General features: G+C 43.1%; 15 protein-coding genes. 13 read left to right on the top strand and 2 right to left on the bottom strand.

Annotated features, from left to right (window positions below; translation table 11 throughout):
- Positions 1-2: 2 nt before the first annotated feature.
- From fliG to SOO65_RS19625, 11 genes are all read left to right on the top strand, one after another.
- Entirely contained in the window at positions 3-1,040 is a 1,038-nt protein-coding gene (fliG, locus tag SOO65_RS19675; RefSeq protein ID WP_321394641.1) for a flagellar motor switch protein FliG, read from the top strand.
- Positions 1,041-1,055: 15 nt separating this feature from the next.
- Complete coding sequence (locus SOO65_RS19670; RefSeq protein WP_321394638.1) at positions 1,056-1,859, top strand: FliH/SctL family protein; 804 nt, start codon at positions 1,056-1,058, stop codon at positions 1,857-1,859.
- The gene (locus SOO65_RS19665) at positions 1,852-3,204 is read left to right on the top strand and encodes a FliI/YscN family ATPase (protein ID WP_321394635.1); all 1,353 of its coding nucleotides are present in this window, start codon (positions 1,852-1,854) and stop codon (positions 3,202-3,204) included. Before SOO65_RS19670 ends, SOO65_RS19665 begins: the two co-directional genes overlap by 8 nt.
- A gap of 6 nt (positions 3,205-3,210) precedes the next feature.
- The gene (locus SOO65_RS19660; RefSeq protein WP_321394632.1) at positions 3,211-3,657 is read left to right on the top strand and encodes a flagellar export protein FliJ; all 447 of its coding nucleotides are present in this window, start codon (positions 3,211-3,213) and stop codon (positions 3,655-3,657) included.
- Positions 3,658-3,665: 8 nt separating this feature from the next.
- On the top strand, positions 3,666-4,196 hold the full coding sequence (locus SOO65_RS19655; protein WP_321394629.1) for a MotE family protein: 531 nt from the start codon (positions 3,666-3,668) through the stop codon (positions 4,194-4,196).
- 73 nt (positions 4,197-4,269) lie between these two features.
- Positions 4,270-5,616: a GAF domain-containing sensor histidine kinase gene (locus SOO65_RS19650; RefSeq protein WP_321394627.1), complete on the top strand. Its 1,347-nt coding sequence runs from the start codon at positions 4,270-4,272 to the stop codon at positions 5,614-5,616.
- Between the two features lie 167 nt (positions 5,617-5,783).
- A complete protein-coding gene (locus SOO65_RS19645; protein WP_321394624.1) occupies positions 5,784-7,037 on the top strand; it encodes a hypothetical protein in 1,254 nt (417 codons plus the stop codon).
- On the top strand, positions 7,037-7,972 hold the full coding sequence (locus tag SOO65_RS19640) for a flagellar hook assembly protein FlgD (protein WP_321394621.1): 936 nt from the start codon (positions 7,037-7,039) through the stop codon (positions 7,970-7,972). The genes SOO65_RS19645 and SOO65_RS19640 overlap by 1 nt, the downstream gene beginning before the upstream one ends.
- A complete protein-coding gene (locus tag SOO65_RS19635; RefSeq protein ID WP_321394617.1) occupies positions 7,972-8,406 on the top strand; it encodes a TIGR02530 family flagellar biosynthesis protein in 435 nt (144 codons plus the stop codon). The genes SOO65_RS19640 and SOO65_RS19635 overlap by 1 nt, the downstream gene beginning before the upstream one ends.
- 140 nt (positions 8,407-8,546) lie before the next feature.
- Positions 8,547-9,830: a flagellar hook protein FlgE gene (locus tag SOO65_RS19630; protein ID WP_321394615.1), complete on the top strand. Its 1,284-nt coding sequence runs from the start codon at positions 8,547-8,549 to the stop codon at positions 9,828-9,830.
- Between the two features lie 116 nt (positions 9,831-9,946).
- Positions 9,947-10,264, top strand: a complete 318-nt coding sequence (locus SOO65_RS19625) for a hypothetical protein (protein WP_321394612.1) — start codon at positions 9,947-9,949, stop codon at positions 10,262-10,264.
- Here SOO65_RS19625 and SOO65_RS19620 read toward each other — a convergent pair.
- Both SOO65_RS19620 and SOO65_RS19615 read right to left on the bottom strand, forming a co-directional pair.
- A complete protein-coding gene (locus SOO65_RS19620; protein WP_321394609.1) occupies positions 10,261-10,491 on the bottom strand; it encodes a ferredoxin in 231 nt (76 codons plus the stop codon). The genes SOO65_RS19625 and SOO65_RS19620 overlap by 4 nt on opposite strands.
- Positions 10,492-10,516: 25 nt before the next feature.
- Positions 10,517-11,998 (bottom strand): peptidylprolyl isomerase, encoded by a 1,482-nt coding sequence (locus SOO65_RS19615; protein WP_321394606.1) that lies wholly within the window; start codon positions 11,996-11,998, stop codon positions 10,517-10,519.
- A 143-nt stretch (positions 11,999-12,141) separates the two neighbouring features.
- On the opposite strand from SOO65_RS19615, the gene mreC reads away from it, so the two are divergent.
- Positions 12,142-13,035: a rod shape-determining protein MreC gene (gene mreC, locus SOO65_RS19610; protein WP_321394603.1), complete on the top strand. Its 894-nt coding sequence runs from the start codon at positions 12,142-12,144 to the stop codon at positions 13,033-13,035.
- Positions 13,032-13,568: a hypothetical protein gene (locus SOO65_RS19605; protein WP_321394600.1), complete on the top strand. Its 537-nt coding sequence runs from the start codon at positions 13,032-13,034 to the stop codon at positions 13,566-13,568. Before mreC ends, SOO65_RS19605 begins: the two co-directional genes overlap by 4 nt.
- The last annotated feature ends 1 nt before the right edge of the window (position 13,569 follow it).

Raw genomic sequence — 13,569 nt, 5'->3', positions numbered from 1 at the left:
GTGTGGCCGAAGAGAATAAATCATTAGATCCTGATGTACAGTATGCGCTACTGTCAGGTCAGGAAAAAGCAGCCATTTTGCTTTCTGCTTTGGGCCCCACTACGACCAAATTAATTTTCAAGCACATGAAAGACAATGATGTTAAGCGTATGATTAACACCATGTCTTCTATTTCTAAATCTCCCATCTGGATGGTGAAGAAAGTTCTGGAAGAATTCTATTCTGCCATTAACGAGGACTCTGAACTTCTATTCTCTGAGAACAAAGGCCGTGACTTCATTCTTGGTACTCTTGGTGAAGACCGCGCTAAACAACTTCTTGGTCAGATCGTTGATGTTGGTAACTCAAATACACTTGAATCGCTTGAACTTGTGGATACAAGAACTCTTGCGAACTTCCTTATTAATGAACACCCACAAACAATCGCTCTTATCTGTGCTCACTTGCCGGTAGAGAAGAAAGTGGATGTGCTTCGTAAGCTTCCTGAAGGTCTTCAGGCGGAAGTGGTTCTTCGTGTGGCGAACCTCGACTTCGTTTCACCAGAACTTATTGCGCAACTTGATGACGTACTTAAAACTGAACTTTCAACTCTTGGTTCGATCGATACGCAACAACTTGGTGGTATCGAGCCGATCGCCGATATGCTCAACCTCATGGATAAAAACTCTGAGAAGAACATCATGGCGAGAGTGGAAGAGAAAGATCCGGAACTTGCCGAAGAAATCCGCAAACTCATGTTCGTATTCGAAGATGTTATCTACGTGGACGATCGTGGTATTCAAGAGCTTCTTAAAGTTGTGGATAACACTAAACTTGTTACCGCTCTTAAAACAGCTCCGGACGAAGTTCGTACGAAGCTCTTCAAAAACATGTCAAACCGTGCAGCCACTCTTCTCAAGGAAGATCTGGATGCAATGGGACCTACGAAGATTTCCGATGTGGAGAAAGCTCAACAGGAAATCGTTCAGCAGCTTAAAGACCTTGAAGCTAAAGGTAAGGCGATTATTTCTCGTGGTGGCGAAGGCGACGCGTTCGTTTAATAGAGGGCAGATTAAATGCAAAAGTATCGTGATACTGACATTAAGCCATTTTCGTTCACTGACCTCAAGTCTACTCACGTGGTATCGCAGACCCAGTTTCAGTCTTTTGAGTTCAAAACTCTTACTGGTGAATCAGTAACTGCAGAGAAGGCCTCTGAAGAAGAAATTCGTTCTGAGCGCAAATACGAAGCTAAAAACAATTTTAAAATCGACGAGACAGTTCGTAACTACCGTGGTCTTTCACGTCAGGAACAAAACGATCTTGAAACAAAGATCCAGGAAGAAGTAAAACGTCGTCTCGAGGCCGCCTACCAGGACGCATATCAGGAAGGTCTTGAAAAAGGTCGCGCTGAAGGTAAAGAAGAGGCACTGAACGAGTTTCACGAAGTTCTGGGACAAAGAGTAGAAGAGTTTGGCCAGGTGATTGCTCAGGTGCAGTCTCAGTCAGATAAAATCATCGAAAAGAACCGTACTGAAGTTTATGAATTCGTTAAACGTTTCACGAAGTGGATCGTTCTTAAAGAAATCAATGAGAAGGTCTATCTTGAGACTCTTCTTGAGAAACTTATTCTTGAACTAAACGCCAGAAAGAACCTTATCGTGAAAGTTGGCCGCGCTAACTTTTCGCAAATGCCGGAAGTCATCCAGACTGTTGAATCTCGTCTTGGACAATTGACTAATATTCGTATCGAAATCGTTCCTGAAATTAATCATCCGGGAATCATTCTGGAATCTGAAAATGGTCTTATCGATGGGTCCCTTGAAGGTGTTTTCCAGAATATCGATAAGATTTTTGAGCAGGTTCTAAAACATGAGTGATAGCTTAGGCCTTGATAAAATCCTTCGTCACATCGAAAACAGAATTCCTTACGAGAAGATCGGAAAAATCGTGGGCTCACGTGGGATGGTATATGAGGCGTCGGTTCCTCGTGCTGTTCTTGGTTCAAACGTAGAATTTATCGCTGAGAATGGTGAACGTTCATTGGGTGAAGTGGTGGCGATCAACGGTTCAAACTGTATGGTCATGCCATATAACGAAATCTCAGGCATTAACTCTGAAACAAAAATTCATTTAAAAGATATTGTGACTGAAATCCGCATCTCTCCCAACATGCTTGGGCGAGTGATCGATTTTCAGGGAAATCCTCTGGATAACAAGGGCCCGATTGAAGGTCCCTATGAGAAGCGTTCGATTTTCGGAACTCCTCTGAATCCTTTGGATCGTCCACCAATTCGTGAAGCCCTAGATACTGGTATCAACTCGATTAACTGTTTTATCACGGCCGGTAAAGGTCAGCGTCTGGCGATCATGGCCGGTTCCGGTGTGGGTAAGTCAGTTCTAATGGGTATGATTGCTAAGAATACCAACGCTGACATCAGTGTGATTGCTCTGATTGGTGAACGTGGTCGTGAGGTTCTGGAGTTCATTCAATCCGATCTAGGAGAGGAAGGTCTTAAGCGCGCCGTAGTTGTTGTGGCGACTTCTGATACTTCCGCACTCATTCGTATGAAGGCGGCCTATACAGCGACAACAATCGCTGAATACTTCCGTGACCAGGGCCAAGACATTCTACTCATGATGGATTCAATCACGCGTTTTGCGATGGCAAACCGTGAGATCGCCCTTTCTACTGGTGAACCTCCAGGACAGAAAGGTTATACGCCAAGCGTGTTTGCAAAACTTCCAAAGCTCATGGAGCGTGCGGGTACGAAGAAAGGTGCGGGTTCAATTACCGGTATCTATACCGTACTTGTGGAAGGTGGTGACATGGATGAGCCAATCGCGGATGCGGTTCGAGGTATCTCCGATGGTCACATTGTTCTGTCACGTCAGCTTGCGGCCCGAAACCATTTCCCGGCAATTGATGTTCTGGCGTCTATTTCCCGTGTTATGACCAAAGTCGCTACTAAAGAACATAAGATCGTGGCCTCTCACTTGCGTGACCTATTGGCCGCTTATAAAGAATCAGAAGACCTTATCACAGTGGGTGCTTATGCCCGCGGTTCTAACCCTAAAGTGGATAAAGCAATTGTGATTTACGATGATCTGATTGCACTTCTTCGCCAGCAAATTGAAGAGTCATTTACGATTGAAGAGCTCTTTGATCGTATGCTTGAAATTGCTCGTAAGGCAGAGAAGGCAGTGGATCCAAATTTTAGATAATAACATATGAAACGCTATCAGTTCCGGCTTGATCCGGTTTTAAAACTTCGAAAGCTAAAAGAAGAAAACTGCCGAATGGAGTTGGGTCAACTCTTGATGGAACTGAATAGAATTGAAGATCAGCTTGCACACGATAAAAATGAGATCGACACCTACTACAAGATTCAAGAGGGTGGTCTTAAAACTGGCATGAGCGGCGGTCAACTTCAGGCCTTCCCAATGCTGATTGCGGCCAAAAACAAGAATCTTGAGCTTTTGGAAAGAGACAAAAGACGTCAGGAGCAAAAGGTCGCAGATAAAAAGCAGGAACTCGCCCAGCTTAGAGGTGACCTCAAAGTGATGGAGAGTATGAAAGAGAAGGATTACGAGCAATATCGTAAGGCCCTGAACAAAGAGATCGACCAAAAGGTCGAAGAGCAAACACAAAACTGGTTAAATCATAAAGATAAATAGGATCCGATATGAAAGCTTTCCTGGTCTTCTCACTTCTTCTTGGAGCGACATCTGTTTTGGCACAGGTGAAGAAAACTTATACTGAAGAAGAGTTCGTTAAAAAAGTGAACGAAGAAGTTAAAAAGAAAGTGGACGTCATCAAGAACAAATCTGTTTCTGATCTGACGAAAGAGATTCTCGATAAAGAAGAAAAAGTAAGACTTCGTGAACTTGAACTTCAAAAGCGTGAAGACTCATTGAAGGTCTCTGAAAATGACCTTGGAAAAAAGTACAGCGAGTTTGAGGCCCGTCAGAAGGCCTTCCTGGGTTGTGTGAAGAGAAATGACGAAGAGTCTAAGGGCAGAGTAGGTCAGTTGGTCGAATTGATCTCTAACATGAAGCCGGAAAAAGCTTCAGATGTTCTTTCGATTCAAGATCCAGATGTTGCAGTCCAGATTTTGCAGAACATTGATACGAAGAAGGCCTCTAAGATTTTCAACTTCATGGACAAAGAAATTTCGGCCAAGCTTCAGAAGCAATACCTTCTCATGAAGAAATAATATAGTTTTTATCTCCGCATAGACACGGCGCTCGTCCTTGTCATAGGCCAATGTCCTTTGAGACAATGCACCTATGAATTCGAATAATGACTCCGAAATTCTGGGCCTCCTGAGGGACATTTCCAAGACAGATCAAACGGTCCTGGGATTTGATTATCTCGCCACGGTCACTGCAAAGATTGGTGAGGCCCTGGATGTTGAGTATGTCCTGGTTGGTCGCTCTACAGACGAGAATCTCTATCGCATCAAGACCGATGTGGCCTGGAGTCGCACTAAGGGCATTATTCCTAATTTTGAATATGATCTGGCGGGTTCACCTTGCGAATATGTGATCACAGGTAATCGCGTTTGTGTCCACACAGATGATGTCGCCGCCTCTTATCCGAACGATCCACTTTTGGCGGAGATGGGTATCCACGGTTATATTGGAGCACCTATTATCAAAAAGGATAAGGGTCTCACTGGCCTCATCGTGGCGATGGACACCAAGGTCATCAGTGACGGGGCCAAGGATCGCATCTCTTCCATTCTTGAATTCTTCGGCAGCCGAATTGCTCTTGAATATTTCCGAGTAGACGCTGAAGAAAAGCAAAAGGCACTCAACGAGATGCTTGAGTCTGAGATTCAAGTCAGAACTTTCAAATTAGTCGAGGCCGAAAGAGAACTTCGTAATCAGGAGAAGCTCGCCAATCTCGGGATGGTTACCATGGGTGTTGCCCATGAGTTAAAAAATCCATTTAATCTTATTCACGGATCTTCTGAAATCATTGTGAATACGATCGATAAATACTTCAATGAGACCAAACACATTGATCAGCACACCGCCCGCGCCTTTGAGAAAATTAAGAAGGCGAGTGACCTTCTTTCTAAGCAACTTCTGATTGCTAATCAATCTCTCGATACACTCTTAAAACAGGCCAGAACCGGTGAACTCCACACTCATAATGTGTCTTATGATTTGCCTGAAGTAGCGGATTCATGTCTCAATAATTCACTTCATCGTTTTGAAGAATATGATTTCATCACCTCGATTGAGTTTGTTAAAAATTATGACTCTATTTTTGTGAAACTTTCTTCTCTCGAAGCATTCGAGAAGGCACTGGAAATTTTCTTTGATAACTCACTCTACGCTCTCCTCGAGAAGAAACAAAAGTCTCCTCCGGGTTACGTTCCTAAGCTTTCAATCACAACTCATAGTTTTGAAGATCATCCCACTCTCATTATTCGAGATAACGGAGTAGGAATTCCCGAAGACATCAAGCCTCGTCTAGGTAGACCCTTTGTTAGCTCTAAGCCCAGAGGAAAAAGCACGGGTCTTGGAATTTATCTGGCGAACATCTTTGTGGAAAAAAACTGTGGAACCATCACCTTTGATTCGGTCTATGGCGAATATACCGAGATCAAAATGATCCTGAAATAAGCTGAAATCCTAAACAAATAGGCATCCCTTGCCAGTTTTTCACTCTAGAGAGGGCAATATTTGCCGTTTTAATATTTCCCCTAAAGGTTTTGGAATATATTGCCCGGCTTCAAAAACATGGAAGAAATGTGGAATAATTCTCATAGGACCACTTATTAGGGAATGAAATGATTCAGGCTCCACAATCTAAACCAATCGAAACAAAAGCTCAGAGGGCTGATGTATCGAATAAAGCGCAGAAGGGCGCTAATGTTGCTGAAGGCACATTAGAGGGCCAGGTCTTCGCTAATGAGTTAGAGGCGAGCATGGCAGACTCTGCAGAAGTGAAGCCGGTGGAAGTATCGGCAGAACAGATGCTTGAAATGCCTTCTTCATTAATCAATCCAACTGGCTCAGTCGAATCGACTTCTCCAAAAATCTTTGATCCAGCAATGACCAAAGGTGTGGAGAAATTAAATCATCCAAAAAATTCAGAAGTAACTCCAGAAGTTCAAAAGCTTGATGCTGATGTTCTTAAACTTGTTCAAGCGAGCACAGTTGAAGTTCCAGTAGAGGCCCAGCTTCAGGAAGCAGTGGAAGTTAAAGAAGTTAAAGAAGAAATCGCCAAGGCGATGCTTAAGACTCCACAAGTTGCTGAAGGCAAGACCACAGGTCGTGCACCAGCGATTGATTTCGCAAAGAGCGAAGTTGATCCTCAGTTAATGAATATGGAAGATTTCGTTGCTCAAAAAAATCTTGCAACGAAGAAATCGGCCCCAAATGCTTACGGCATGAAGACGCTTCCAGCTCAGCATCAGAAAGTTGCTTTAGAATCTGGTCTTAAACAGACTCAGGTTGTGAAAGATACAGCTGCTCTTGAAGGCAGCGGCTCTTCTTCAGTAAATTCTCAACAGTTCATTCTTAACATGATGAACGAGCAGCAGGGTGCTCCTCAATTAAATGAGACACAAGCGGCTCCGAAAGTTTTTGATATGAATCAGGTGAAGACTTCTAACCCTGATCAGATCATCAATCAAATCACTGATTACGTGGTTCAGGCCAGGGCCGCAAAAGAACCAACAGTTAATATGCGCGTGAACCATGAGGAACTAGGGATGATCGACATCACTGTTTCTAAGGCCGGCGTAAATCATGAGTCAATTGCCGTTAACATCGGTACTCACTCAGTTGATGGTAAGAACTTCTTCCAGCAAAACTCAAAAGATCTTTTCTCGCACTTAACAACTGCGGGTCTTAACGTTACTGACCTGAAAGTGGAAACTCCAACACAGACAGCGAAGAACGATTTTGATTTCGGCTCTCAATCTGGCAGAAACCAGAGTGGGGCGGATAAACAGTTTGGCTCTGAACAAAATCAGCGCCGACATGAGTCTGAGCGTCGTCAGGACCTCTGGAAACTTCTTAACCAGGAAGCAGCCTAATGCCTGAAATTGGACGTCCAATAACTCCACAACAGCAGCAGTATCAGCAGGTCACTATGGGCCCTAAGAGCCTTGGTGGTCAAAAGTCTGAGAAACAGATTCGTGAAGACATCATCAATAAGGCCACTGGTTATAAGCCCAAGAACGAATTGTTCAAAGAGGGCCCACATAACCAAATGGGTAAAGATGAGTTCATGAAGCTTTTAACTTTCCAGCTTCAAAACCAAGATCCAATGAATCCAATGGATCAAAGTAAGTTCACGGGTGAACTTGCTCAGTTCTCGCAACTAGAGCAGTTAACAAACTTGAACAAGAAGTTTGATGAAGGGAACAAGAACCAGGGCATTCAAGATAAGTTCTATGCCGCTTCTTTCATTGGTAAGAAAGTTGTTACGAATGGTTCATCAATTAATTTGAAAGAATCTGGTGATCCAGGTGATGTTCTTTTTAAACTCGACGGTGATTCTGCCAAAGTTATGGTGAGAATTCTCGATGAGAAAAACAACGTAATGGGTGAGATCTGGAAGGACGGTATGTCTGGTGGATCACATCAAGTAACGTGGGACGGAGTAGCGCTTGACGGTTCTCCAGCTGTGAAAGGAACTTACCATGCTCAAGTGAAAGCTTGGGATCACATGGGTAATGAAGTAGGAACAAGAACTGAAGCAACTGGTACTGTTCAGTCAGTAACATTTGATGAAGGTGAACCTGTTCTTACAGTGAATGGACAAAAAGTATTTTTGAGAGACGTGAAGAGCTTTCACACTGCTGAAACTCAGACTCATTTCTCGAATAGTAATGCAGCACAGGCAACAAATTCCGGCTTGTCGGGGCATGATGGTTCGATACAATTTAATAACGCAGCAAATGCGAAAAGTGTTCCAACACAACAAGCGATGAACGCTTACGGTGAGAACACAGGAATTTACGATTAATGAGTAAGGTGAATTCATTCTTAATCCCTAACGTTTCGTCGTTACCTTCTGATGTTCAGAAGGCAGAGAAAACGAACGCGCTAAAACAGGGTGAGAAGAGCGAGTTCAAAGGTTTAGTAGATCAACTGTCTCAGCAAGACCTTCGTCAACCGCAGGTCACTGAAAAGCAAGTTGGTCATGATGTGAATGTTTCAACTCATGCAATGAAAAGATTGCAGGAGAGAAATATAGAGCTTGATGGAAATGAGTACATGAAGCTTAAAGAAGCGATCAGTAAGTTACGTACGAAGGGCGGTCACGATTCACTCGTGATTACAAACAAGGCCGCTTACGTCGTTGATGTGGACAAGAACACGGTTGTAACGGCCGTAGACAAGAACAACATGAACGAAAACGTTTTTACTAAAATCGATTCGACGATATTTATGATGTAAATCGACTTAGGAGTGAGTCGAGAAACATAGGTAGTTATAATATTAATTTGGATTGAGGTTGGCTGGTCCTTTTCTGGAAGCCATTGGTAGAGAGCCCGTCGTGCTCGAAACCCCTCGCCACGGTTCTAGGAGGGACAGGTATGAGTATTCTTTCGTCTTTTAACATCGGTGTTACAGGTCTAAATGCTGCTGGTCAATCAATGGGTGTTATCGGTGATAACATTGCCAACGCTGGTACTCACGGTTTCAAATCTTCTCGCGCTGAATTCCAAGACATGCTTGCCAACTCTCTTAAAGGGATCGATGGCGGTGACCAAATGGGTTCAGGTACAAAACTAGCTCACATCACTTCTCAATTTACTCAGGGTACAGTTGCTCGTACTCAAAACATTACTGACCTTGCAATCAATGGTAACGGCTTCTTCGTAGTAGATGCACCATTCGGTAAAGGTTATACACGTGACGGTGCCTTCCACTTCGATAAAGAAGGTTACATGATCAACGGTGATGGTTACAAAGTTCAAGGTTTCCAGCCGGACGAAAAAGGTAACATCACAAACAAACAAGGCGCGATCAAACTAGGTAATACTAACATCGCTGCTACTCCAACTTCAGAAATTAAAATGTCGATGAACCTTGATTCACGCGACGGTGTTAAAGTTTTCGATCCAAAGAATCCGGACAAGACTTCTAACTTCAATACTTCAGTAACTGTTTACGATTCAGTTGGTACTGCTCGTCTAGTTACTCTTTACTTCAACAAGCAAGCTGATGGCGCTACATGGGAATACCATGCAATGGTTGACGGTGCTGACGCTCAAAACGGTGTTCCAGGACAAATGCAGGAAATGGCGAACGGTAAACTTCGCTTTAACCAGAAAGGTCTTCTTGAAGAAGAAATTCCAGGGATGAACTCTTTCAACTTCAATAAAGGTGCTCAAGCTAACCAGCAAATCGCCCTTAACTTCGGTTCTTCTCTTAAAGAAGGCGGTACTGGTCTTGATGCTGCTACTCAGTTCGGTTCTAAGTCATCTGTTGCTCGTCACTCTCAAGATGGTGCATCTGCTGCGACACTTGCTTCAATGTCGTTCAATGATGATGGTGTTCTTACAGCGGTATACGATAACGGTGTTCAACGTGAACTTGGTCAGGTTGCTGTTGCAAAATTCGAAAACAACGAAGGTCTATTCAAAACTGGTAAGAACCTTTTCAAAGAAACTCGTAAATCAGGCCAGGCCGCTCTTGGTAAGCCGGGTGCTGATGGTCGCGGTGAAGTTCTTGCAAAATCGATTGAACAGTCTAACGTAGATATCGCTCAAGAGTTCATCGCTCTAATGGGTGCTCAACGTAACTTCCAAGCGAACACAAGAACAATCACTACATCTGACCAGATGTTACAAGAAGTGCTTAACATTAAGAGATAATAGCTAATAACTAACTCTTAGATATAACTCCTAGTTTTCTCTATACTCCAGAGAGGGCAGCCGAAAGGTTGCCCTTTTTTATTTCCCCGGTAAGATTAATGAGATCAGGGGAAATTATGCCAATACTTCTTTTTGTACTTCTTTCTCTTTCTGCCTTTGCATCATCACTTCCAACTAACGGGCTTTACCATTGCTTGAATGGCAATAACGACAGCATCTGTGACCAAAAGGTCAGAGTCACTCAGCACGGTCAGATCACAATTTTAAAAGTCACTTATGAAGGCTACTGCAATGGCCAAGGCCCTTATCAATATGCCTGTGATGGGGAAGTCTGCACGGATGGTGCGATTAGAATTACATCAAAGGACGCCAGTCACTATTACTGGGAAAATCTCAGCTATGGTTTTTACTGTGATATGGAGAGGGTTAATTAACCGTTATTCCCAATCGCCTCAACCGGACAGGCAGCAAGAGCATTTTCAGCGTCTTTCATGTCTTCCGGAGTTGTAGGCTGGAGTTTAACGTAGGCGTGGCCATCATTATCGTTCATGGCGAAGAACTTGGGAGCTTCAACACAGCAGGCGTCGCACGCAATACAAGAATCATCCACGTAGTATTTACCAGGAATATTGTCTTTAAAGCGTGCGTTTTTATCTGCCATAATGTCCTCTTTTGAGGACCCTAAATTACAACAAAGACGGGTTTGTGACAACCTTTGCTTTGTTATTCATAGTTTTGAGCAATTCCTCACGGACTTTTCTCGAGAATAGTTGATTTTGAGAACCAACTTCAGCTTTTAGCTTTTCTGCTGGAACTTCCGCGCCCTTAGAGTCTTTTGAAACCACTTTTACCAGGAAGATGGTCCCTGGGTTACCGAAATTCAGGATAGTTCCTGGAGCGGCCTTGAAAATCTGGTCAGCTTCGGCCGGAGCTAAAGTCGTTTGAGCAAGCGATTGATCATACTGGTTAACTTCTGTGTTCTTGAAAACTGTACCATCAACTTTCTTAGCTACGGCCTCAACTGCGGCGATATCGCCTTTGTTTAGAGCAGCTTCTAGGTTCTCAGAAGTTGTTTTAAGAAGTTTATCCAGGTCAGAACCCTTAGTTTTTTGAAGGGCCATCTGAGCAAGTTCGTTCTTCACAGAATCAAGAGATTTTGTTTCAGCGGCCTTCTTATCTTCCACCATGATGATGTGGTAACCGAACTGAGTTTTTACTGGCTCAGAGATTTCACCTTTATTCATTTTGAAAGCTACAGCTTCGAATTCTGGAACCATACGGCCAGCAGCGAACCATCCAAGGTCACCACCGTTAGCTTTACCAGTTGGATCTTCAGTTTCTTTCTTAGCGATATCACCAAAGTTCTTAGCGTTAACTTTCGCTTTGATGGCCTTAATTTTCTCAAGAGCTTTAGCATCTTCACCCTGGATCAGGATGTGACGAGCTTTAACTTCTTCTGGCTTGTTATATTTAGAGAAGTTTTCAGTATAAGCAGTTTCCAAAGACTTTTGATTTTCTGGCTTAGCTAGGTAGTCTTTGATTTCTTGTTCAGAAACCGTAACCATCGGAGCAAGTGCCTGACGGCCAACTTTGATCCCTTGAACAGTTACGATGTTGCCTTTGAATTTCATCACGTCTTGAACGAAGTTCTCTGAAACAAGAGTAGAGTTGAAAAGCTCATCAACTTTCTTTTGCTTTAAGTCATTTCCTACTAGTTCTTCGAACTGAGTTGGAACGTAACCATTGCCCTGCAGCATGTTTCTATAAAGGTTAACGTCGAATTGGTTATTGGTTTTGAAGTAAGGCATAGACTTGATCTCGTTCTTCACTTCATCCAATGACACAACGAATCCCATTTGGTCGGCCGTGTTCAGGATAAGTTTTTGCTGAATCAGACCATTTAGCACAGATTGCTTGATGCCCATTTCTTCAAGTTGTTTTTGAGTAAGACCTTGTCCACCCATCATCTGATTAAAGAATTCAACCTGACGAGTAAGTGCCGTCTGGTATTCCTTGATCGAAATCGGAGTGCCATCGACAGTTGCTACATTCGATGATGTTCCCAGAGAGAAATTTGAGAAGTTAGAGAACAAAAAGCTCGCTGTGATGATCAGGAAAATGAACGTCAAAATAAAATAAGACATCTTGCTCGCAAATGCGTTTTTCATGGGGTTCCTTTGAACGTAATAAATGCAAGTTATTTTATCGGGGAAGGGCGGGTATGGTCAAAGACTTTATCTTGAAACTTCATTGGCATCGGGCACCGATTTCGTTTACTCTTATTGGATAAGTTTAAATAGAGGTCTGTAGCTTGAAACTAATCCAAGAGTCTTCAAAGACTAAAATTGTCAATAATCTCATTGTGGGTGTTCTTGCGATTTATGGCATTTCGCAAAAACAATTCAACCTCAGTGAGCCTTCACTCTTTCATCAGATCGTAACGGAAGTCATTTCTCCGGTGCAGGAAGGTCTCGCGAGCTCGAAGAAAAACCTTTCTTCGCTTTGGGACAACTACCTGTCGATCGTGAACACCAGCAAAGAGAACACAGTTCTTAAGAAACAAATTTCTCGTCTCGAAAGTGATCTGACTTTCATGGAAGAGATGCGTAAAGAGAATCTTCGTCTTAAGCGTTTGTTGAATTTCTCTGATGAGAAAGAACACACTCGCGTACTGGCGCAAGTTGTTGGTTGGGACTCTGCCAATGAATTTAAAGTTATTCGTCTGAACAAAGGTACTCGTCACGGTATCAAGCCAATGTCACCGGTTATTACTGACCATGGTCTGGTTGGTTACGTTTATCGCGCGACTGATAACTATGCTGATGTTCTTACGATTCTCGATCAGAACAACCGTGTGGATGTTGTGGTTGAAAGAACTCGTACTCACGGAATCATTGAAGGCGTTCTTAACTTCAAGTGTGCGCTTAAGTACATCATGAGAAACGAGCAGGTTGAAGTGGGCGATAAGCTCATCACTGCAGGTGTGGGTGGGATTTATCCTAAAGGCATCAAAGTTGGGATGATCACAAGCATTGCTAAAGAAAACTTCGGTATGACTCTTTCAATTGAAGTCGTTCCAAGTGTTGATTTCGATAAATTAGAAGAAGTTCTAGTGCTGACTCCGGTTGAAGGTGTTCAAGCGAGTGTTGAACCTACGGCGGCCCCTGCTCAAGTAGCGGCTCCAGCACAGGAGAAGAAAATATGAGAATGAGTATCTCTCAATTAATCATTTCTTTCGCAATTTCAGTTGCGATGCTTATTGGTTTTGAAATTGTAACGTCGACAATTCTTCCGGCCCTTGGTTGGACTGAATATCGCCTGACTTTTAACGTTCTGTTTATTCTGTTCCTTGCGATCCGTTTAAATTCTCCGGCAGTGCCGTGGATGATCATGGGTCTTCAAATGGTTCACTCAATCTTCTCAATTGAAGGTTGGGCATTGGGAACACTTGCTGGTCTTATCGTGATGATGTCGGCCAATTACTTAAAAGAGCTTTTGCATTTAACGAATGCAGTAATGACGATGGTAACTGTGCAGTTTTTCCAATTCGTTTGGTACCTGACTGTGACTTTAATCATCTGTCTTAAAATCTCTAACTTCGATAAGTTCGGAATGATTCTTTGGAGTTTCATTCCAGGAAGTATTCTTCTTTCCCTCATTTCTCCGATCCTTTTCTGGGTTCTGGAGCAAGTATGGCGTGTTCCAAGTGATCGCGGTCCGGCAGGAGTTGAAATCTAGT

The organism is Peredibacter starrii (genome assembly GCF_034259205.1).
GTDB classification, from domain to species: domain Bacteria; phylum Bdellovibrionota; class Bacteriovoracia; order Bacteriovoracales; family Bacteriovoracaceae; genus Peredibacter; species Peredibacter starrii.
Note: the sequence above shows the minus strand (reverse complement) of the source record. Positions and strands in the feature narration are given on the sequence as shown.